Raw genomic sequence first — 21,600 nt, forward strand, 5'->3', positions numbered from 1 at the left:
CTCCTCCCCCTGATGTAGTACGGTATTCAACCACCGAGTTCAATCATTGAATCCCAGGGGCCGAGGAGGGACATTCGTGGTGCTGGAGCCCGCCGGAGTCTCTCCCGAGGAGGAGTCCGTCTACGGGCTGCTCGTGACGTCCGGCCGCGCTACGACGGCGGACCTCGTCCAGCGGGCCGGTCTGACGGAGCTGGAGGCCGAGCGGATCCTGACGTCGCTGACGTCCAAGGGCCTGGCCAGCCATACGGACGCGACCCCGCGGGTGTTCCGGGCGGTACCCCCGGACGTGGCGCTGCTGCCCCGGCTGAAGCGCAGCGCCGACGCACTGGACCTCGCCCGGGTCGAGGCCACCCGTCTGGTCGAGTCCTACCGGGACACGATGCGCCGGCACGACGCCGGCCAGTTGCTGGAGGTCATCACCGGGGCCGAAGCCCTGCGCCAGCACCTCCGGCAGATCCAGACCGGCGCCCAGGACGAGATGCTCTGGTTCTGCAAGGCCCAGTACGTGGCCATGCCGTCGGGCAGCAACGCCGAGGAGTTCCAGGCACTGACCCGGGGCGTTCGGTACCGGGTGCTGTACGAGAAGGCGTTCTTCGACGACGAAGGTGCCGTGGACAACGTCGTTGCGGGCGTACGGGCCGGCGAGGTCGCCCGGGCCGTACCGCACTTGCCGCTGCGCCTGGCGATCGCGGACCGTTCCGTCGCCATCTTCCCCCTCGTGGCCGGCGGACCCCACGGCAGCCCGGAGGAACCCACCACCGCGCTGGTCAGGGACAGCAATCTGCTCGCAGCCCTGATCGCCCTCTTCGAGCGCTACTGGGAGGACGCCGTCCCCCTGCATGTCGACGACGCCGGCGCGGTCTCGAGCACCGACGCGGTCGGCGGGGCCAATTCCCTCTCCCCCACCGACCACAAGCTGCTGTCCCTGCTGGTGGCGGGAGTCGCAGACAAAGCGATCGCCTCGCAGATGGGGCTGAGCCGGCGGACCGTCCAGCGCCGTATCCAGGGCATGATGGAGCACGCCGGCGCGACGACCCGTATGCAACTCGCCTGGCAGGCGGCACGCCGCGGATGGCTGTGAACCGCACCGTCCGGAACGTTCGCTCCGGGTCCAGGCCGCGCACTCTGCGCCGCCATGGCACGCGGCCGCCGCCGGGTGGCGATATGCGCTTGCGCACCATCGTCACGGGGGTCAACGTCGCCTGGCAGCCGACGAAGGCAGAGAAGATGACCACCAAGACCCACCACGTCGACCACGAACTCATCCAGGCCGCGGCGCACGTCGCGCGCACTCACTGCCGGGGCGACAACCACACCATGGCAGCCGCGGCCCGCGCCAGCGACGGCCGGATCGTCACCGCGGTGAACGCCTACCACTTCACCGGAGGCCCCTGCGCCGAGCTGGTCCTCATCGGCGCGGCAGCCGCCCAGGGCATCTACGAGCTGGACACGATCGTCGCCGTGGGCGACCGCGACCGCGGGGTTGTCCCCCCGTGCGGCCGCTGCCGTCAGGTCCTTCTCGACTACTTCCCCGCCCTCAAGGTCATCGTCGGCGAAGCGGACCGCGTCCGAACCGTCCATATCACCGACTTGCTCCCCGAAAGCTACATCTGGGCCGACCACCAGCTCGACGCCGAGTAGACCGCCACTCAGCGCGAGCCGGCACCGCCGGCCGACAACAGGGCGAACGTTGTCTGATGCGGCACTGGCCCCCTCCAGCCCCGCTACCCGCACTGCCTGACGAAGGTCAGGTCGATCTGTGATCGAAGGCCGCGCACAGCGCGGGGGAATACAGCTCTGGGCGTAATGGGGGCACTCCCGATGACAACCCACCTCGGCTGCAACGCCTGGCAACGCTCCCCATGCGTCAGCCGGACCGCGCGCCTTTCCCCCACCCGGCCGGCAGACGGCGGTTGCCCGCACCGCAACCAACTTCTTCCGGGACCAGGCCGGAAAGGGGCAACCGCATCCCTCCCGCAAGCGGCGCCCCCACTCGTCGGCCACAGGAAAACCGTGGCGCCTGAGACGCCGGCACCGCGGGGCGGCTGCTCGCGGCCCGGCGACGGGATCGCAGGGATCTCCTCGTGCGGGGGCGACCGACCCCGTTGGCGGAACCGGCGCTCAGGCAGCGAGCACTGTCTGCCAAGACATGGCCGCGACCAGGCAATTGGCCCCCGCGCGGCCCGCCGTCCCGGAACTGGCGGGCCAACGCCTCGAAAGGCGCTTCGCGGGGTAACCGGAACCTACGCCTCCGACAGTCAAAACGGAAGGCCCCTGTTTTCCGCAACGGTCGGGGCCCCCAATCGTGGGCGGCTGGGCCGGGGCTTCAGCACGGTTCTCCGGGGTCACACGTCACCACCCTCCGGGCCTGGCTGCCCCGCACCCAAACCGGGGCATACGGTGCTCTCCTACCCGAGTTGGGTCATACCCAGCGCGACCGGAATCGCACCAATGAAGCGCTCGCCCGGCGGCCTCCTCGGACCACGGCACCGCGCAGACGCATGCACGAGCCGGCGAGCCGCACAGGGAGACCCGGCACACGGGTCCGCTCCGGGCCCGTCCAGGGCAGACCGCGGTCGATGATCAGGGGCGCTCGCCGGCACCTTGCGCTTACCCCGCAGCGCATTGAGCGCACTGCGCGCGGCGGCGCCGCCCCGGCACGCCGTACAGAGTCCCCAGGTGCGACGGGACACCCCCTGCCCTGCGGCAGAAGGAAACAGGGGGAAACACCGTGGCGCCCTGCCAGATCCGTAGCCGCGCTCGCCGCTGTGGTGGCCTCGTTCGCCACCGTCCTCGCGACTGCGCCGTCCGCGTCCGCCGCGACCTCCTGTGCGGCTGATGCGTGCAGCTCCGCCTGCAACCGGGCCTGCTTTCGCATTCACACAACTCCTGTTCCGAGACGACGCAGTTGTCCCAGAGCGCCTGCTTCGCCAGCAACAAGTCGATCAAGGACCACTGGGGTTACTCCCCGAACGGGGCCTCCAACGTCCGGTATGTCTTCAGCGGATTCCCCGGCTACCGCACGGACCCCGATGGTGACACCCACAAGGGCATGTCCAACCCGCAGCCCCCGGTGGAGGGCAGGGCCGCGGCGGTCGGCTGAACAGGAGACCTGGTCAAGAGTGCTCAGAGTGCGCCCATGCCGCAATCGCGGGAACCGACCCTGTCTGCGTGCACCACCGGCACCGGCCCTGCGAGGTGGCCGAGTCTCGCCCGCCGGATCGACCTGTCACACCGAATACTCTGCCCAACTAGACCTCGCTGCAATAAAGTTGATCGGTGTGAGCGAGGTGACAGGGGGCGGAAGGGTGACTTGGAGGACCGTCCTCGACGGTATGCTCGACGTCTTCGCGCCTGGCCATCTCACCGTCGATGAACGGCCCGAGGACCACGACTTCCACGATCGTCTTACGCGTCATTGGGCAAGCGCCTATGCGACGCTCGGCCGGCCACCCGAGGGCCGGTCTGCCACTGAAGTTCAGGCAACGGCCACGCCGGATGCGGCCGACTACGCTCCTCCGGCCCTTCGCCCTGATGAGGTCGGGGATGAGGCCCATGTTCGGGCCCTTCGTCTCGCACGCGTGGGCCGTGCGCAAGAAGCAGCGAACGTACTCAAAGAATTGGCAGATGCGGGAAGTGTCCAAGCCCTCACAGACCTGGGAGTACTCCGCTTCCGCCACGGTGCCGTGAGTGAGGCGCGCCTGCTCTGGGAGAAGGCCTATGCCCGGGGCGACGGTCGGGCCACGCACTATCTGGGGCTGGCGTTGGTGAGGGTGGGCAACTACAGCCAGGCTGAACACCGGCTGCGCCGGGCGTTCCACCACGGCCAGGCCCTGGCCGGAAAGGATCTCGGGCTGGTCCTGCGGCACGAAGGCCGGCTCAGCGAAGCCGAGAGGGCGTGGACCGCAGCTTCTGACCAGGGTGTGGCGGATGCCGACTCGCTGCTGGGCTTGTTGTGGAAGGAACGGGACGATGTAGGGCGCGCTCAATACTGGTGGCGCAAGGGCGCAACCCGGGGTAGCGCGGACTCCGCGTACAACTTGGGACTGCTCTTGGCGGAGCAGGAAGACTTCCTCGAAGCAGCACGATGGATTCGACAGGCGGCCCAGGCCGGGCACACGCGGGCTTCGGACGGCCTGGCATGGGTCGAGTTGCTGAAAGAACAACTCCTGACCGAGCGGTTCCCTGAATCCGATGCCCCAGTCGATCGAGTGCATGGCCGGGACCAGTGATGGCACGGCAGGACACTGGCCCAGGACCGCGTTGGGACGCGAAAGTCGCCAGGGACTGGGAGTCCGTCAAGCCCGGCCTCGCAGCTGAGATCTGGGAGGAATTCCGAACCGACGAACGCCACCGTCGCCGTCTGGCCTGGGCCGCCGTCGGACAGCGAGCCATGGGGCAAGTCTTCGCTCTGGCCTCGGTCTCCGCGATGCTCGTCTTCGCGAAGTACAGTCTCGACGCGGGCGAACCGTTGGTGGCGGCGTTCGCGGTCGGCGCTCCGTCCATCTCGCTGGCCGTGATCTTCGGCCTTTCCCGGATGCCGGGACGCTCGCTGGAGAACGCGTTGGGTCGGCCCGCCCGCCGCGTTTCAGCAGTCACAGCAGCTTCTCAGCCACCTCCCGACCCAGTTCCTCCCTCAACGGGCAGCAGCGTCTAGGACACACGCAATTGCGCTGCCCAAGGCCCTGGTCCTCCATGCCGAGCGCGCGACCGGCCGGGGATCGGCGTGGATGTTCCCGTCTCTGTCGAGCGGCCCCCCGCGCTGCGGCGGACGGCGGAACGGCGCAGGGCAGGAGGAGCGTACGGCGGAAAACACCGTGGGTGCTGCCTACGCTCGAGGGTTGGAGGCCCTCCATGAGGCGCTGGCGGTCCTGCGGAGGGCCGCACGCACACGGACCCGGTACGACCATTGAATCGACGAGGGAGTCGCCATGGTTACCGAACTCAGCAGCACCGACGACATCCGCGCCCGGGCCGAGGCCGCTCTCGCGCGCTGCGGTGTCGAGCTCGCCGCGGTCAAGGGCGACGCCATGAGCGCTCGTACGCCGATCACCGGGGCGGAGCTGTTCGGCCTGCGTGCGGACACCCCGGAGGGAGTCGAGCGAGCCGTCGAGGCCGCCCACGCGGCGTTCCTCAGCTGGCGGACCACGCCGGCGCCGGTGCGGGGCACGCTGGTCAAGCGGTTCGGCGAGCTGCTCACCGAGCACAAGGCGGACCTCGCCGACCTGGTCACCGTCGAGGCGGGCAAGATCCGCTCCGAGGCACTCGGCGAGGTGCAGGAGATGATCGACATCTGCGACTTCGCGGTCGGTCTCTCCCGGCAGCTCTACGGCCGCACCATGCCCTCCGAGCGCCCCGGCCACCGGCTGATGGAGACCTGGCACCCGCTGGGCGTGGTCGGTGTGATCTCCGCCTTCAACTTCCCGGTCGCCGTGTGGGCGTGGAACACCGCGGTGGCCCTGGTCTGCGGTGACACCGTGGTCTGGAAGCCGTCCGAGCTCACCCCGCTCACCGCGCTGGCCTGTACCGCCCTGCTCGACCGCGCCATCGCCGAGACCGGCGCCCCGGCGGGCCTCGGCCAGGTCGTGCTCGGTGCGGCGGAGATGGGTGAGCGACTGGTGGACTCGCCGCTGGTGCCGCTGGTCAGCGCGACCGGATCGACCCGGATGGGGCGCGCGGTGGGGCCCCGGGTGGCCGCCCGGTTCGGCCGCAGCATCCTGGAACTCGGCGGAAACAACGCGGCCGTAGTGGCTCCGTCGGCGGACCTCGATCTCGCCGTGAACGCAGCCGTGTTCGCCGCCGCGGGCACGGCGGGCCAGCGGTGCACCACGTTGCGCAGGCTGATCGTGCATGCCGACGTCGCCGACGCCGTCGTGGATCGGATCAGCGCCGCCTACGGCCGGCTTCCGATCGGCGACCCGTTCGAGGAGTCGACGCTGGTCGGGCCACTTGTGAACAAGGCCTCGTACACCGGGATGCGCTCTGCCCTCGACCGTGCCGCCGAGGATGGCGGCACCCTGTGCGCGGGCGGCGAACGGCAGCTGGCGGATGCGGCGCCCGGCGGCTACTACGTCCGCCCCGCCCTGGTGCGGATGCCCGCGCAGACCGCCGTCGTCCGCGAGGAGACCTTCGCGCCGATCCTGTACGTCCTCACCTACCGCGACTTCGACGAGGCGATCCGGCTGCACAACGACGTACCGCAGGGTCTGTCGTCCGGGATCTTCACCGCCGACCAGCGCGAGGCGGAGCGGTTCCTGGCCGCCGACGGCGCGGACTGCGGCATCGTCAACGTCAACATCGGTACGTCGGGCGCGGAGATCGGCGGTGCGTTCGGCGGCGAGAAGGAGACCGGCGGCGGCCGCGAGTCCGGCTCCGACGCCTGGCGGGCGTACATGCGTCGGGCGACCAACACCGTGAACTACTCGGGGCGGGTGGCGTTGGCGCAGGGGGTGGACTTCTCGCAGTAGGCCCCAACCGGGCGCCGGCGGTGGAGTGTTGAACGGGGGCGGCCTCACCGAGGCCGCCCCTGAGTCCTGCTCCCGAGCCGAAGGAACCCCGCATGGACAAGCCCCTTGATCTGATCGAATTCGAGACCATGCTGCTCGGGCGGTACATGCACCTGCTGACACCGCGCATGCGGAACGGCGACCGGCGGCTCGACCGCAGCGCCTACCTTCTGCTCAGCCGCATCCAGGTGGACGGGCCGATGTCCATCGGCCGGCTCAGCGAGGCATTCGGGCTGGACACCTCCACGCTCAACCGGCAGACCGCCGCCATGCTGCGGGCCGGGATCGTCGAGCGCATCCCCGACCCCGACGGGGGCATCGCCCGCAAGTTCGCCATCACCGCCGAGGGCGAGCGCCGACTGGCCGCCGACCGCGCCGCGAACCTGCAGGGCCTGGAGAAGGTGATGGAGGACTGGACGCCGAGTTCGCCGACTACCTCGGACGCCTGAACCGCGACATCGAGCGCCTGGACGGGCGCCCCTGGCCGCGCCGCTGACGGACACGCCATGGCGGTGTTCAGCAGCGGACTTCTGCTCCCGGCCGGTGGACCGAGCGTATTGCCCGGCATCCAGGCCGATCTCGGAGTTCTGCTTCCGGTGATCTTTCCGGCGTCGGCCACGATACCGATACACAGGTTCTGGAAGGAAACTGACGCCCAGTCCCGACAGCTAATAATGATCACTTTCCCGAGGCATCTCGCACTCACTCGGAGCGGCACTCATCCCGTTCGCTCCGATCGCCCGCACCGGCGATGACCTGGGACTGACGATCACTGGTCCACTCTTCAACATCGATGGACAGACGCCTTCGATTTCCCTTTTCCGGAGCGGGAATTGGGGAACGCCTTCCGTGACGTTGCGCACATCGATGGTGGGGACACCTAGGCAACTGGCGATTCATCGTCGACAGTTGAGCCTGGCATTCCCCCCACCCCCGTGCACCGAAGGCTCTCGCTCCATGCGCAATTCGTCCGACGTTCCCGTACAGCCCCACGCCGTCACCGTCGCCGAAGTGATTCCCGGTGATCTTCTCGCCCTCTCCGAACAAGATGTGACGGAAGACAAGTGGTACGTGGTGATGCACACACTCCCCGAGACTCCGCACACCATTCGGCTGACCCTGCGGCCGCCCCTCGGCGGAATTGATCACGACCAGGTATTCGAGCGCGGCCACCGGGTGACGGTGGCCTGTCGGCGCATGGACATCACCGGAATTCCCGAGATCGCGCCGGCCGATCTCGCGGCGGTCGAATTCCGGGACGGCGACCGCGTCACCTCGCTGCGCGCCGTCGACCCCCAGGCCGTCGAGGAGTCGTACACCCGCAGGTGGGGCCGCTGGCACCGGGATCTGGAGAGCCGGACCGAGGAACCCGTCTCGGACGCCGGGCTGCGGGAGCATCTCGCGCGCGCCGTCGGGGAGGGACATGTCGTACGTCACCTCCCCCGCCCGCGTCGTACGCCCACCGGCGCCGCGCCCCGGCGGGTCGTCGTCACCGGGCTCGGGGCCGTCACGCCGCTAGGTGTGGGCGTGGACGAGCTCTGGCAGGGGCTGGTGGAGGGCCGTTGTGGGATACGGGAGTTGGAGGGCGAGGAGTTCGCCGAGCTGCCCGTACGGGTAGCGGGGAGCGTTCCGGTGGATCCCGCCGGGCTGCTGCCGAGGCCGCAGGCTCGGCGGATGAACCGGGCCGCGCAGTTCGCGGTGCTCGCCGCGCGCGAGGCGTGGCAGGACGGCGGGTTCGACGCGGCCGGCACGGCCGAGAGCGGGCTCGACCCGGAGCGGATCGGCGTCAGCGTCGGCGCCATTCTTGGTGACGCCTCCGTACTCGTCGGCGGCGACCGCAAGCTGCGGGACAAGGGGCCGCGTGCCGTGTCGCCGCTGACCACGCCGATGACCGTGCCCTCGCAGGCCGCGTCCCAGGTCTCGCTCGCCCTGCGCATCACCGGCGAGGCCCGCACCGTGACCAGCGCCTGCGCCTCCGGCACCGAGGCCATCGGGCAGGCCATCGACCGCATCCGGTACGGGCATGTCGACGTGGTCCTCGCCGGTGGCGCGGAGGCCGTGGTCACCCCGGCGATCATGGCCTCGTTCGCCGCCATGCGCGCGCTGTCCACCCACGCACTCGGGTCCACCAGCCCGTCCCGGCCCTTCGCCAAGGACCGCGACGGCTTCGTGAACGGCGAGGGAGCGGGCTTCCTGCTGCTGGAGTCCGAGGAGCACGCCAGGGCGCGTGGCGCGCGCATCTACTGCGAGGCCGCCGGATGGGGACTGTCCGCCGACGCCCACCACATGGCCGCGCCCGACCCGTCCGGCAGCGGGGTCGCGCTCGCGCTGCGGCGGGCCGTGCGGGACGCGGGCGCCCATGCCGTGGACGTCGTGCACGTCAACGCCCATGCCACCGCCACCACCGACGGCGACCTCGCCGAGGCAGGTGCCCTGCGTGCCGTGCTGGGCGGCGACGTCCCGGTGACCGCGCTCAAAGGCCATCTCGGCCATCTGCAGGGCGCGGCGGGCGGCGTGGAGGCCGTCGCCACCGTGCTCACGCTGCACCACGGGCTCATCCCGCCGACCATCGGCTGCGAGGTCCAGGACGACGCCATCGACCTGGACGTGGTGACCAAGGGCCCCCGCGCGCTGCCGCCGCTGGGCGACCTCGCCCTCAGCAACTCGTTCGGGTTCGGCGGGCACAACGCGGTGCTGGCGTTGCGGCGTACTGGCTGACCTCGGGGGGCGGACGGGTGGGCGGCGCCGGGTTTGTTTCGCCCCCTCGCCCCTACCCGTCCCGTACCTGGGGGCTGCGCCCCCAGACCCTCGCAATTGCGGGCGCCGCCCCGCTCAGGCCGACGCCCGCCTCCGTGGTGCGGCCTTCTTCGCGGCCGTCTTCTTCGCGGCCGTCTTCTTCGCGGCCGTCTTCTTCGCGGCGGTCTTCTTGGCCGCCGTCTGCTTGGTGGCCGTACCGGCGGCCTCCTTGGTGGCCGTCTTGGCGGTCGACTTCTTCGCGGTGGTCTTCTTCGACGTCGTCTTCTTGGCCGCCGTCTTCTTCGTGGCGGACGTCGACTTCTTGCCGCCGACCTCCTTGGGGGCCGTACGGGCGGACTTGCCGGCGGCCGTACGGCGGGCCGGCAGGGGCGTGACTTCGGCGGGCTCGCCGGGCTCGCCCGCTTCCTCGCCACGCGACTCCTTGGCCGCGCGCACGCTCTTCTCCAGGGCGGCCATCAGGTCGAGCACCTTGCCGCCGGGGCGCTCCCCCGCGGGGACGGCGGGCGCCTCCACGCCGGCGGCCTTGGCGGCGATGAGCTCCTCGACGGCATCGCGGTAGTCGTCGTGCAGGTCTTCGAGGTCGACCTCGCCGAGGGTGTCCATCAGGGCGTCCGCCAGGTCCAGTTCCTTCTCACGGACGGTGACGCCCGTGTCCGGGGCGACCTCGTCGGTGGCGCGGATCTCGTCCGGCCAGAGCAGCCCGTGCATGGCGATCACGTCGTCGACCACGCGCAGCATGCCGAGCCGCTCCCGCCCGCGCAGCGCGAACTTCGCGACGGCGACCTTCTGGCTGCGCTTCAGGGCCTCGCGCAGCAGGACGTACGGCTTGGCGGCGGGGACGCCGTTCGCGGACAGGTAGTACGCCGTGTCCATCTGGAGCGGGTCGATCCGGTCGGCCGGCACGAAGGCCACGATCTCGATCGTCCTGGCGGTCGGGATCGGCAGCGAGGCCAGGTCCTCGTCCGTGATCGGGATCAGCGTCCCGTCCGCGTCCTCGTACGCCTTGCCGATCTCCGGGGTCGAGACCTCGCGGTCCTCCAGTTCGCAGACCTTGCGGTAGCGGATGCGGCCGCCGTCGTCGAGGTGGATCTGGCGGAAGGAGATCGAGTGGCTCTCCGTGGCGTTCACGAGCTTGATGGGGATGCTGACCAGGCCGAAGGAGATGGCGCCGTTCCAAATGGATCGCACGTGCAGCACCTTCCTGACATCGATTCGAGAGGTGCGTATGAAAGCCGGAAATCCAGGCTAAAGCCAGGCTAAACGGACGTCCGCAACGGCACATCCGCACGCGCCCTCCCCCGGTGCCGCGCGCCCCGATTCCTTTCGGCGACACAGCTGGTCTTCATAACCAAACGCTGGAACGACGAGAGGGAAGACCATGACCAGCACCGACACCACCCCCGTCCAGGCCGCGCAGGGCGACGCCGAGCAGGCGGTACTCGCCGTACTCGACGGCGTCTACACCGCCTGGGCGGCGAACGACCCGGACGCGTTCGTCGCGGACTACGCGGCCGACGCGACCGCGCTGCTGCCGGGCACCCAGCTGCGCGACAAGGAGGAGATCCACGCCGCCATGGCGGCCGCCTTCGCCGGGCCGCTCAAGGGCTCCCGGGCGGTCCACGACGTGCAGAGCGTCCGGTTCCCGGGGCCGCGGACGGCCCTTGTGATCAGCAAGGGCGCCATCCTCCTGGCGGGCGAGACCGAGCCGCGGAACGAGAACCGGGCGCTGGACAGCTGGGTGCTCTCCGAGCAGGACGGGGCCTGGCGCGTCCGGGGCTTCCACAACTGCCCGGAGCACACGGCCTGAGCCGCACGAACGACAGGAGACCAAGGGGACAGGAGACCTGGACATGGCCAGTACGCAGTCGGGCGCTGTGGCCAAGCTGTACAAGACATGGCTGGGCACCCCGGCCGAGGACGACGTGGTCCGGGACCAGTCGCAGTGGGACGTCCTGACGGCCGAGCCGGGCGGCATCGACTACCTGGAAACCGACGCGGGGGGTACGGAGGCGATGTGGGCGGTCCCGCACGGATGCGCCGAGGACCGGGTGCTGCTGTGCGTCCACGGCGGCGGCTTCGTCTCGGGGTCGATCCACACCCACCGCAAGATGTTCGGCCACTTCGCCAAGGCCGCCGGTGTCCGGGCGCTGATCGTCGGCTACCCGCTGCTCCCGGAAGGCGTGCATCCACTCCCGGTCGACCATGTGGTCGCCGCCTACCGGTGGCTCCTCGGCCAAGGGGTCGGCGCCCGGCGCATCGCGTTCACGGGAGACTCGGCCGGCGGCGGGCTCGCGGTCACCGCACAACTGCGCGCCCGGGACCGGGGGCTGCCGCTGCCCGCGGGAGCGCTGCTGATCTCGCCCTGGGTGGACATGGAGGTCACCGGCGAGACGATGGTGTCGAACGGCGGGAAGGACGCGCTGTTCAACGAGCCGTGGGTGAAGGAGCTGGCGGCGAACTTCCTGGGCGGCGGCAGCCCCCGGGATCCGCACGCCAACCCGCTCCACGCCGATCTCACGGGCCTCGGGCCGATCTACACCCAGGTGGGCGACCAGGAGCTGCTGCTTGACGACAGCCGCCGACTCACGGAACACGCCGAGAAGGCCGGGGTGTCGGTCCGGCTCGATGTCTTTCCGGAGCAGCAGCACACCTTCCAGATGATGGCCGGACGGGCCCCCGAGGCCGACGACGCGATCCGCCGGTTCGCGGAGTGGGTCAGCCCCCTGCTGGGCCTCTGACCTGGCCGGGCAGCCGAGCGGCGAGGGAGCCATGATGGCGCAGCGGACAGCGGCAGAGCGTGCCAGTGGTACCGCCGAACCGGACGGCCCGAGCGGCACGACCATCGAGCGGCACGACCGGCACGAGCGGCACGACCGGCTCGAGCGGCACCACCGGCCCGAGCGGCACCACCGGGCCGGACGCCACCGAGTTCGCCGAGCTCACCGCCCCGTTCCGGCGGGAGCTGCTCGCCCACTGCTACCGGCTGCTCGGATCGGTGGACGACGCCGAGGACCTGGTCCAGGAGACCTACTTGCGGGCGTGGCGCTCGTACGACGGTTTCGAGGGCCGGTCCTCGGTGCGCGCCTGGCTGTACCGGATCGCCACCAACGCCTGCCTGACGGCGTTGCGGCACAGTTCCCGGCGTCAGCTGCCGTCCGGGCTCGGCGCTCCCGGCGACGACGCGGAACCCGCGTCGGCCGACGGCTCCGAGGCCGGCTGGCTGCAGCCGGTGCCCGACGCGCTGGTGGCGCCGGAGACCGGCGATCCCGCGGCTGTCGCCGTCGCGCGGGAGAGCCTCCGGCTCGCGCTGATCGCGGGGCTGCAGTTCCTGCCGCCCCGGCAGCGGGCCGTGCTGCTCCTGCGGGACGTGCTGGCCTTCCCTGCGGCCGAGGTCGCCGGAATGCTCGGCACCAGTACCGCGGCGGTCAAGAGCAGCCTGCAGCGGGCCCGGGCCCGGCTCGAGCAGGTGGCGCCTGCCCCGGAGCGGATCAGCGAACCCGCCGAACCCGAGGTGCGCGCGCTCCTTGAGCGGTACATCGCCGCCTTCGAGCGCTCCGACGCGGCGGCCCTGGAGCGGCTGCTGCGAGCCGACGCCACGCTGGAGCTGCCGCCTTCCCCGCGCTGGTACACGGGCGGCGACGCCACGACGCACGCCGTCGCGGGGCTCGGCTCGCCCGGCGACTGGCGGATGGTCGCGACGGCCGCCAACGGGCAGCCCGCCGCGGCGGCCTACCGGCGCGGCGACGACGGCACCCATCACGCGTACGGGATCGTCGTGCTCACCCCGGTCGGCACCGGGATCGCCCGGATCACGGTGTTCGCCGACCCCAGCCTGTTCACCGCCTTCGGCCTCCCCCCGGTCCATCGCACCGAGATGCCATGATCTGTACGCCTCAATCACATTTCATGGCTTCACGACCTATTCATGGGCTTCTCCATACATTCATGGGATTCTCGATCCATGACGCCGATCACGGAGGTGGAGGGGCGAAGGCTCGCGCTCAGCAATCTGGAGAAGGTGCTCTACCCGGCCACGGGCTTCGCCAAAGGCGAGGTGCTGCACTACTACGCGACGGTGGCGGACGCGTTGCTCCCGCACCTCCGCGACCGGCCCGTCTCCTTCCTCCGCTACCCGGACGGGCCGGACGGGCAGGTCTTCTTCACCAAGAATGTGCCGCCGGGTACGCCCAGCTGGGTCAGGACGGCGGAGGTCCCCCGTTCGGAGGGGCCCGCGCGCATGGTGCTGATCCAGGACCTGGCCTCGCTCATGTGGGCGGCGAACCTCGTGACCGAGTTCCATACGCCGCAGTGGCGGATCGAGGCGCCCGGGGCCGCCGACCGGATGGTCTTCGACCTCGATCCGGGGGCGCCGGCGACGGTCGTCGAGTGCTGTGAGGTGGCGTTGTGGCTGCGGGAGCGGCTGGGTGGGGACGGGATCGAGGCGTACGCGAAGACGTCCGGGGCGAAGGGGTTGCATCTCTTGGCCGCGGTGGAGGCTACGCCGTCTGCCGAGGTCAGCGCGTACGCCAAGGAGCTTGCCCTCGAGGCCGAGCGGGCGTTGCCCGGGCGGGTGACGCACCGGATGACCAAGAACCTGCGTGGCGGGAAGGTGTTCGTCGACTTCAGTCAGAACGCGGCGCGGAAGACGACGGCGACGCCGTACACCCTGCGGGCGCGGGCCGAGCCCACCGTCTCCGCGCCGGTGACCTGGGACGAGGTCGCCACCTGCGAACGTCCGGCACAACTGGGCTTCCTCGCCGCGGACATCGTGCCTCGCCTGGAGCGGTACGGGGATCTGTTGGCGCCGTTGCTGAGTCCTCGGCGGGCGAGTCCACTGCCGTGATGGGGTACGGGTGGGCGGTTTTTCGCCCCCCGCCGCCCAGGGGCGACGGGGGCGAAAACGCCCCGTCGTCCGCCCCGGTCACACCCGCGACCACGTATGGCGGTCGCGGGCCATCGCGTGGAGGGCCTCCACGTCCGCGGGTTTCAGGACGCCGCCCAGGCGGGCCAGGGAGGCGAGGTCGGTGTCCTGGAGGATGCGGACCGCGCGAGGGGGTGCCATGACGTCCAGGTCGGCGGGGCCGGACACAGCGAGGACGGGGTGGACCTCGGCCGTGAGGGCGTAGGAGGCGCGGTCGGCGTCCGCGCGGACTCGGCGCAGGACCGGGTGCGGCTCGTGGCGGCCCACGGTGACCATGGGGTCGGCGATCAGGACGCGTTGTTTGCGGGCGTAGAGGCTATGGACGGAGAAGAGGCCGCCTGGGCCCATGAGCAGGTGGTGGATGCGGGCGCCGCCGGGGAGCGGGATCGAGTGGAGGGTGTGCCAGCCCGCACCCTCCAGCTGGTCCAGGGCCTCGCCGACGGCCTGCTCGGCGGCCAGTGCGCGGCGCCGCGGATCGGGACGCAGCCGGTGCGCCGGGCCGGGATCCCGGTCGAGTGCGATCACCAGCGCCTCGCCGGGCCGGTTCGGCGCGAGGTCGTCGTCGGGGTGGAGGGTCAGCCTGGCCAGCTCCGCCGGGGTCGGGACCGGCGGAGGCCCCACCGTCACCGGGCCGGTCAGGAAGGGACCCAGCACACCGAGCACGTCCTCGCGCCGGTCCTCGCTGAGCAGGTTGACCCGGGCCGCCTCACGGTCGTACCAGGCGACGTTCCTCCCGTCCGCCAGGCAGACGTACAGCCGCTCCTGACCGTGCCGCCAGGTCGGTATGACGCGCAATCCGTTCATGCACCATCACCCCATGACCATGGGAACAGGCGGGGTGCTCCAGGGGCAAGAACCCGGTTACCTTTGGGAGGAGTTGGGGGAGTTGGGAATCGCTGGGAGGTGCCGTTGCGGACGCGCAGTAGGCAACCCGATGTGCCCGCTCCGGACAGCCCCTGGAGCGAGATCGTGCCTGGCCTCTGGATGGGCGGACACGCGTTCTCGGGCCGTTCCGGTGAGCCGGAATTCGCTGTCGTACGGGATGAGTTCGACCTGGTCCTGACGCTGTTGCGGCTGCCGGGGCACGGCCCGGACCCCGGCGTCGAGCACCATGTGTGGCCCATTCCGGACGGACCCCTCGACGGTACGCAACTCGCCGGTGTGATGCGACTCGCGCGGGCCGCGGACGACGCGCTGGAGGACGGGCGCCGGGTTCTCGTGCGCTGCTATCACGGGTACAACCGTTCGGGACTGGTCGTCGCGCACGCGCTCGTCCTCGCCGGGCACACCACCGAGGACGCGATACGGCTGATACGGACCCGGCGCTCGCCGTGGGCGCTGCACAACGAGCTGTTCGTGGAGTACCTGCAGGCGGGGCTGGCCACGGCCCGCCTCCTCGAGGAACTCGCGGAGCCGTGACTCACTTGCGGTACGACCACCCCACAGTGCGCCGGCGACCTACGGCCGCACGCGCACCGCACCGCCGTCGTAGCACCGCACCGCCGTACCAGCACGGCACAGCCGTACCGGCAGCGCGCAGTCGTCATGGCACCGTCCGCGAGATCCAGCAGGTGAACAAAAAGGACTTCCCTACGAATAAGGTGTACGGGGCGGCCGACCGTCCGGAGTTGCGCCTGATCACCTGTGGTGGGCCCATCATGGATGGTCACCGCGCCGACAACATCATTCTCTACGCCGACCTCGCGCGGTAGCGCCCTGCGGGGCGAGGGCGGCCCGGAAGCAGGAGTGCAGTGACCCCCAGCCGCCCCAGCCGCCTCGCGCGGGCAGCCGGAAGGCCCACGCGCGCGGCCCTCGGTGCCGCCGTCGCCGCCGTACTCGTGGCGACCCTGGCGGGCTGCGGCGACTCCGGCGACCTGCGCGCCGCGGGGGCCACACCCACCGCCGTCGGCCCGACCAAGCTGTGGCCCGAGGTGCCGCCCGCCTCGACGCCCGCCCTCGACTACGGCGAGGCGGACACCGAGACCATCAAGGGCGTCACGGCACCGGGCGACGACATCCATCGGGTGGATCCGGTCGCCGTGGTGCGTGCGGAGGTCGCCGCGCACCCGGACGAGTACACCGGCCCGCACGCCATGTACGCACAGACCGTCGACCAGCTGAAGGACTGCGGCAAGAAAGGCACCCAGGGCAGGAAGTGCCCGATCCTCCAGGCGTACTACCGCGATCTCACCGGCGATGGGAAGGACGACCTGGTGCTCGGCATCCGCTTCCCCAAGGACCAGCTGGCGGTGCGCGTGTACACCTTCATGCACCACAGGCTGGTGCAGGTCATGGGCACCTCGGACAGCGTGGTGAGCGTGGAGCTGGCCGGCCGTGACGTGATCATCCGATCTCCCTCGACACTGCCCGGGTACGAGTTCCGTACGGCGTGGACCTGGGACCCGCACCAGAGCGCGATGCTGGCGACGCGCGACGAGATCCTGCGGGTGGGAACCACCCCGCCGAAGACACCGGCCCCCACGCTCTCGCCCTCCCCGAGCGCCTCATGAGACAGACCCTTCAGCGCCTCCCCCACTGGACAGCCACCCTCACCTGGAAGGCGGCCGCCTTCATCACGGTGATGTGCTGCGGCCTCGCCGCGCTCCTCGGCGTCCTCGTGCACGTGTCGGTGACCAACCAGACCGTCGGCGAAGCCCGCGGCCGCGCGCTCGACCGGCTCACCGACGTGACCGCGAGGTACGAGGCGGGAGACCGGCTGCCGCCGGACGCGGGCGTCGACCTTCCCAGGCTTCCGGCCCCGCTGCGCGAGCTCGCGGCGGACGGGAAGCGCGGCACGATGGTCGGCGACCAGGACGGGCACCCCACGATGTGGGCGGCCGGGCCCGCGGACGGCGGACGCGCGCTCGCCGTCCAGTACGACTACGCGCAGGGCGCCCACACCATCGACGCCCTGGACCGTGCGATCGTGTGGTCCTCGGCACTGGCGATCGGCGCGACACTGCTGGTGGGCTCGTTCGCGGTGACCCGGGTGACCCGCCGGCTGCACGCGACGGCACAGGTGGCGCGGCGGATCAGCGCGGGCGACCTGGACGCGCGCGTCAACGACCCGCGCACGCAGGATCCGACGCACCCTCAGGACGAGGTGGGCGCGGTCGCCGGGGCCCTCGACACGATGGCGTCCTCGCTGCAGAGCAAGCTGCTGAGCGAGCAGCGGTTCACCGCGGACGTGGCGCACGAGCTGCGCACCCCGCTGACCGGGCTGCACGCGGCGGCCGAACTGCTGCCACCGGGGCGGCCGACCGAGCTGGTGCGCGACCGGGTGGCCGCGCTGCGCACGCTGACCGAGGACCTGCTGGAGATCTCCCGCCTCGACGCGCGGAGCGAGCGGCTGGAGCTGGACTCGGAACCGCTGGCTCCGCTGGCCGAGCGGGTGGTGCGGGCGTCGGGAACCGACACCGAGGTCCGGGTCGTGCGGGACGTGCGCGTGGAGACCGACCGGCGCCGGCTGGAGCGGGTGCTGGGGAATCTGGTGGCGAACGCGCACAGGCACGGCGCCGGGCCCGTGGTGCTGACGGTCGACGGCCCGGTCGTCACCGTGCGGGACCACGGCCGTGGCTATCCGGATTACCTCGTGGCGCACGGGCCGCGGCGCTTCCGTACGGAGGGCGGCTCGAAGGGGCACGGGCTCGGGCTGACGATCGCGCTCGGCCAGGCGGAGGTGCTCGGCGCGCGGCTGACATTCGGCAACGCGCAGGAGGGCGGCGCGGTGGCGACCCTGACGCTCCCTCAGCCCGACCTCCACGAACAACTTTCCGGAACAACCTGAACGAACGTACGGCGCAAGCTGAACGGCCTTCCGGAGTAGCCCGAAGGGCCGTCCGGAGGACCCTGGGCGCCTCCGTGTCCCCGATGGCGCAGTGCGACCTGCGCGTACCGAACCCCGCTCCTAATGTGGCGATTAGTCAGGTTCGCCTACTCTCGGAGGAGCTCCCCATGTCTCAGCGATCCACGTATGCACGTCTCGGCATAGCTCTCGCCGCGGGCAGCTTCGTCGCCCTTGCCGCCGCCACCCCCGCCGTCGCCGGCGTGGGCTGGGATCCCGGGATCGGCGACAGCCGCGACTGGGCCGACGGAGGGGACAACGGAATCGGATTCCTCGGCGACGGCGGCGACGGACTCGGGCCGTTCAACGAATTCGGCGACGGGCTCAGTCCGTTCGGCGAATTCGGCGACGGACTCGACGACATCAGCACGATCAGAGGCAGGGTCGACCGAAACGGCGGGCTGGCCCTACGGAGCTCCCCGCATCGCAGCAGTCGACTGGTCCGTGTCGCGCAGAACGGCGAATTCGTCCCCATCGTCTGCCAGACCAACGGCGAGTCGGTCAACGGCGACTCCCTCTGGTACCTGCTCAACGGCGGCGGCGTCTGGTCCTGGGGCCCCGCGCGCTTCATCGACATCGACAGCTTCGACTCTCCCCCCTGGTGCTGAACCGCCGGCGCCAGTTCCCCGATCAGATACACCGGAACAGCCCGTTTGTCATCACATAACGGGACATCAGGTTCCTTGCTTGCTACGTTCCGGACATGATTCAGCCCCGAATGCCCGGAACGACCGTGACAGCGGACCCGTCCGCACCCGCTGTACGCCTGCCCAGGCGCCGTGGCATCGAGTTCACCCTCATCGTCGTCGCCGTCCTGCTCTGCGTGTACGGCTACTGCGCTGTCGGTTTCGCGAGGAACGGCACCGTCCCGCCCGGCGCCGCCGGTTACGGCGCCGGGCTCGGCGTGCTCGCGCTGCTCGCGCACCTGGCGGTGCGGTTGCGGGCGCCGTACGCCGATCCGCTGCTGCTCCCCATCGCCGTGCTCCTCAACGGCCTGGGCCTGGTGCTGATCTACCGGCTCGATCTGGAGACCCCGGGCGACCGGGCAGCTCCCACCCAGCTCAGCTGGTCGACGCTCGGTGTCGCATTCTTCATCGCGGCCGTGCTCTTCCTGCGCGACCACCGTGTCCTTCAGCGCTACACGTACGTCTCCGTCGTCACCGCGCTGGCTCTGCTGATCCTGCCGATCCTCTTCCCGGCCGTGAACGGCGCCCGCATCTGGATCCGGATCGCCGGATTCTCCATCCAGCCGGGCGAGTTCGCGAAGGTGCTCCTCGCGGTGTTCTTCGCCGGATATCTGGCCGCCAACCGCAACGCGCTCGCATACACCGGCCGCCAGATCTGGAAGTTCAAGCGGCTTCAGCTGCCCACCGGCCGCGTACTCGGCCCGATCGTCGCGATCTGGCTGCTGAGCGTGCTGGTGCTGGTGCTGGAGCGGGACCTGGGCACCTCGTTGCTGTTCTTCGGTCTGTTCGTGATCCTGCTGTACGTCGCCACCGGCCGCACCGGCTGGATCGCGGTCGGGCTGCTGCTGGCCTGCGTGGGCGCGGCGGCCGTCGGCTGGCTGGAACCGCACGTCCACAGCCGGGTGCAGGACTGGCTGCACCCCTTCGCTTCGATCGAGGCGGGCCAGGGGCCCAACCAACTCGCCCAGTCCCTCTTCGCGTTCGCCGCCGGCGGGATGCTCGGCACCGGTCTCGGGCTCGGCCACTCGATCCTCATCGGCTTCGCCGCCAAGTCGGACTTCATCCTGGCGACCGCGGGCGAGGAGCTGGGCCTGATCGGCCTGTCGGCGATCTTCCTCCTCTACGGCCTCCTCGTGGAGCGCGGCCACCGGGCGGGCCTCGCCCTGCGTGACCCCTTCGGACGGCTCCTCGCGATCGGCCTCGCGTCGATCGTGGCGCTCCAGGTCTTCGTGATCGCGGGCGGGGTGACCGGCCTGATCCCGCTGACCGGGATGGCGATGCCGTTCCTCGCGCAGGGCGGCTCCTCGGTCGTCACCAACTGGATCATCGTGGCGCTGCTGATCCGGATCAGCGACTCGGCCCGCAGTCAGTACGACGGGACGGCGGCGCCGTGAGTGTTCGAGAGGTCTCGCCATGACCAAGTACATCCGACGGGCCGCGGTCCTGAGCGCCCTGTTGCTGGTGGCCCTCCTGGTCAACGCCACCCGTATCCAGGTCTTCCAGGCGCAGTCGTACGACGACAACCCCGCCAACCGCCGTCGCACGATCGCCCGTTACGACCAGCCGCGCGGGGACATCGTCGTCGGCGGCAGCACGGTCACCGGCTCCCATGACACGGGTGAGCAGCTCCGCCATGAACGGACGTACCGAAACGGTCCGTTGTACGCGCCCGTGACCGGCTTCGCCTCGCAGCTGTACGGGACGACGTTCCTGGAGAACGCCGAGGACGACATCCTCTCCGGCGCCGACCCGATGCTCGCCCCGCTCCCCCTGTGGAACGACATCACCCGCGCCCAGAACCCCGCCGGCAAGGTGGTCACCACGCTCAACCCGGCCGCGCAGCAGGCGGCTTACAAGGGGCTCGGCTCTCGGCGGGGCGCGGTCGCCGCGATCGAGCCGTCCACCGGCCGGATCCTGGCACTGGTCTCCACACCGTCGTACGACCCCGCGGAGCTGTCCGGGACCGGCTCGGCGGTGACACGGGCGTGGGCGCGGCTGAACGGGGACGCGAGCAAGCCGATGCTCAACCGGGCGATCCGGCAGACGTATCCGCCGGGGTCGACGTTCAAGGTGGTGACGGCCGCGGCAGCGCTGGACGCGGGTGTGGTGACCGATCTCGACGCGCCGACGGCGTCGCCGAACCCGTACCGGCTGCCCGGCACGACGACCCGGCTCACCAACGAGATCGAGGGCTGCGAGGACGCGTCTTTGCGGGACGCCTTCGAGTGGTCCTGCAACACGGTCTTCGCGAAGCTCGGTGTGGACGTGGGCCTCGACGACATGACGCACACGACGGCGAACTTCGGCTTCAACGACCGGATGCTGAAGATCCCGTTCTCGGTCGTGCCCAGCAACTTCGACACGCGACTCGACAACGCGCAGCTGGCCCTCTCCTCCATCGGGCAGTTCGACACCCGCGCGACTCCCCTCCAGATGGCGATGGTCTCGGCCGCCGTGGCGGGCGGGGGTTCCGTCAAGTCGCCCTACCTGGTGGAGAGGACGACCACGAAGGGCGGTGCCACGGTGTCCACGAACGGCCCGAGGACCCTCCACCAGGCGATGAACCCGACGACCGCGATGCTCATGCGCGAGCTGATGACCGACGTCGTGACGGAGGGCACCGGAACGAGCGCCGCCATCCCCGGCGCCACCGTCGGCGGCAAGACCGGCACGGCCCAGCACGGCGTCGGCAACTCCGGCCTGCCGTATGCCTGGTTCATCTCCTGGGCGCAGGCCGACGACTCCATGGAGCCCGCGGTGGCCGTCGCGGTCGTCGTAGAGGACGCGGCGGCCAATCGCGGGGACATCAGCGGGGGTGGGGACGCCGCGCCGATCGCGAAGGCGGTGATGGAGGCGGTGCTGAACTCCACCTCCGGCGGTAGCTGA

19 protein-coding genes and 2 pseudogenes are annotated in these 21,600 nt (G+C 70.7%); 19 read left to right on the top strand and 2 right to left on the bottom strand.

Annotated features, from left to right (window positions below; all coding sequences use genetic code 11):
* The first annotated feature begins 76 nt into the window (after positions 1-76).
* The 8 genes and pseudogenes from ACZ4RZ_RS00510 to ACZ4RZ_RS00545 all read left to right on the top strand — a co-directional run bounded on the left by ACZ4RZ_RS00510 (position 77) and on the right by ACZ4RZ_RS00545 (position 9,224).
* Positions 77-1,081 carry a helix-turn-helix domain-containing protein gene (locus ACZ4RZ_RS00510; RefSeq protein ID WP_467740619.1) on the top strand — a complete coding sequence of 335 codons (1,005 nt, stop codon included), beginning with the start codon at positions 77-79 and terminating at the stop codon, positions 1,079-1,081.
* 146 nt (positions 1,082-1,227) lie between these two features.
* The gene (locus ACZ4RZ_RS00515) at positions 1,228-1,641 is read left to right on the top strand and encodes a cytidine deaminase family protein (protein ID WP_467741903.1); all 414 of its coding nucleotides are present in this window, start codon (positions 1,228-1,230) and stop codon (positions 1,639-1,641) included.
* A gap of 1,267 nt (positions 1,642-2,908) precedes the next feature.
* Positions 2,909-3,103, top strand: coding sequence for a hypothetical protein (locus tag ACZ4RZ_RS00520; RefSeq protein WP_467740621.1), 195 nt, complete (start codon positions 2,909-2,911; stop codon positions 3,101-3,103).
* Between the two features lie 232 nt (positions 3,104-3,335).
* Positions 3,336-4,232, top strand: a complete 897-nt coding sequence (locus ACZ4RZ_RS00525) for a tetratricopeptide repeat protein (RefSeq protein ID WP_467740623.1) — start codon at positions 3,336-3,338, stop codon at positions 4,230-4,232.
* On the top strand, positions 4,232-4,657 hold the full coding sequence (locus ACZ4RZ_RS00530; protein WP_467740625.1) for a hypothetical protein: 426 nt from the start codon (positions 4,232-4,234) through the stop codon (positions 4,655-4,657). The genes ACZ4RZ_RS00525 and ACZ4RZ_RS00530 overlap by 1 nt, the downstream gene beginning before the upstream one ends.
* 274 nt (positions 4,658-4,931) lie before the next feature.
* Complete coding sequence (amaB, locus tag ACZ4RZ_RS00535) at positions 4,932-6,467, top strand: L-piperidine-6-carboxylate dehydrogenase (protein ID WP_467740627.1); 1,536 nt, start codon at positions 4,932-4,934, stop codon at positions 6,465-6,467.
* 92 nt (positions 6,468-6,559) lie between these two features.
* Positions 6,560-7,002: pseudogene (locus ACZ4RZ_RS00540) on the top strand (MarR family winged helix-turn-helix transcriptional regulator).
* 461 nt (positions 7,003-7,463) lie between these two features.
* A complete protein-coding gene (locus tag ACZ4RZ_RS00545; RefSeq protein WP_467740629.1) occupies positions 7,464-9,224 on the top strand; it encodes a beta-ketoacyl-[acyl-carrier-protein] synthase family protein in 1,761 nt (586 codons plus the stop codon).
* Between the two features lie 114 nt (positions 9,225-9,338).
* Here the strand turns inward: ACZ4RZ_RS00545 and ku are convergent, their stop codons facing one another.
* Positions 9,339-10,451 (bottom strand): non-homologous end joining protein Ku, encoded by a 1,113-nt coding sequence (ku, locus tag ACZ4RZ_RS00550; RefSeq protein ID WP_467740631.1) that lies wholly within the window; start codon positions 10,449-10,451, stop codon positions 9,339-9,341.
* A gap of 190 nt (positions 10,452-10,641) precedes the next feature.
* Here ku and ACZ4RZ_RS00555 point away from each other — a divergent pair, with 190 nt between their 5' ends.
* The 4 genes from ACZ4RZ_RS00555 (at position 10,642) to ligD (ending at position 14,106) form a co-directional block, all read left to right on the top strand.
* Entirely contained in the window at positions 10,642-11,070 is a 429-nt protein-coding gene (locus ACZ4RZ_RS00555) for an SgcJ/EcaC family oxidoreductase (protein ID WP_467740633.1), read from the top strand.
* Between the two features lie 43 nt (positions 11,071-11,113).
* Positions 11,114-12,001 (top strand): alpha/beta hydrolase, encoded by an 888-nt coding sequence (locus ACZ4RZ_RS00560; RefSeq protein ID WP_467740635.1) that lies wholly within the window; start codon positions 11,114-11,116, stop codon positions 11,999-12,001.
* A gap of 59 nt (positions 12,002-12,060) precedes the next feature.
* Positions 12,061-13,146, top strand: coding sequence for a sigma-70 family RNA polymerase sigma factor (locus ACZ4RZ_RS00565; RefSeq protein ID WP_467740637.1), 1,086 nt, complete (start codon positions 12,061-12,063; stop codon positions 13,144-13,146).
* 78 nt (positions 13,147-13,224) lie between these two features.
* Positions 13,225-14,106, top strand: coding sequence for a non-homologous end-joining DNA ligase (ligD, locus tag ACZ4RZ_RS00570; protein WP_467740639.1), 882 nt, complete (start codon positions 13,225-13,227; stop codon positions 14,104-14,106).
* A 78-nt stretch (positions 14,107-14,184) separates the two neighbouring features.
* Here ligD and ACZ4RZ_RS00575 read toward each other — a convergent pair whose 3' ends face one another.
* Positions 14,185-14,988, bottom strand: a complete 804-nt coding sequence (locus ACZ4RZ_RS00575) for a nuclease-related domain-containing protein (RefSeq protein ID WP_467740641.1) — start codon at positions 14,986-14,988, stop codon at positions 14,185-14,187.
* 105 nt (positions 14,989-15,093) lie between these two features.
* Here ACZ4RZ_RS00575 and ACZ4RZ_RS00580 point away from each other — a divergent pair, with 105 nt between their 5' ends.
* The 7 genes and pseudogenes from ACZ4RZ_RS00580 (at position 15,094) to ACZ4RZ_RS00610 (ending at position 21,600) form a co-directional block, all read left to right on the top strand.
* Positions 15,094-15,603 (top strand): protein-tyrosine phosphatase family protein, encoded by a 510-nt coding sequence (locus ACZ4RZ_RS00580; RefSeq protein WP_467740643.1) that lies wholly within the window; start codon positions 15,094-15,096, stop codon positions 15,601-15,603.
* Between the two features lie 134 nt (positions 15,604-15,737).
* Positions 15,738-15,896: pseudogene (locus ACZ4RZ_RS00585) on the top strand (class F sortase); the annotation flags it as partial.
* 39 nt (positions 15,897-15,935) lie between these two features.
* Complete coding sequence (locus ACZ4RZ_RS00590) at positions 15,936-16,694, top strand: hypothetical protein (protein ID WP_467740645.1); 759 nt, start codon at positions 15,936-15,938, stop codon at positions 16,692-16,694.
* On the top strand, positions 16,691-17,971 hold the full coding sequence (locus ACZ4RZ_RS00595; RefSeq protein WP_467740647.1) for an ATP-binding protein: 1,281 nt from the start codon (positions 16,691-16,693) through the stop codon (positions 17,969-17,971). The genes ACZ4RZ_RS00590 and ACZ4RZ_RS00595 overlap by 4 nt, the downstream gene beginning before the upstream one ends.
* A 167-nt stretch (positions 17,972-18,138) precedes the next feature.
* Positions 18,139-18,636 (top strand): SH3 domain-containing protein, encoded by a 498-nt coding sequence (locus tag ACZ4RZ_RS00600; protein ID WP_467740649.1) that lies wholly within the window; start codon positions 18,139-18,141, stop codon positions 18,634-18,636.
* 95 nt (positions 18,637-18,731) lie between these two features.
* Complete coding sequence (locus ACZ4RZ_RS00605; protein WP_467740651.1) at positions 18,732-20,108, top strand: FtsW/RodA/SpoVE family cell cycle protein; 1,377 nt, start codon at positions 18,732-18,734, stop codon at positions 20,106-20,108.
* Between the two features lie 19 nt (positions 20,109-20,127).
* Complete coding sequence (locus tag ACZ4RZ_RS00610) at positions 20,128-21,600, top strand: penicillin-binding transpeptidase domain-containing protein (RefSeq protein WP_467740653.1); 1,473 nt, start codon at positions 20,128-20,130, stop codon at positions 21,598-21,600.

It is taken from the genome of Streptomyces sp. NPDC027189 (assembly GCF_055566975.1).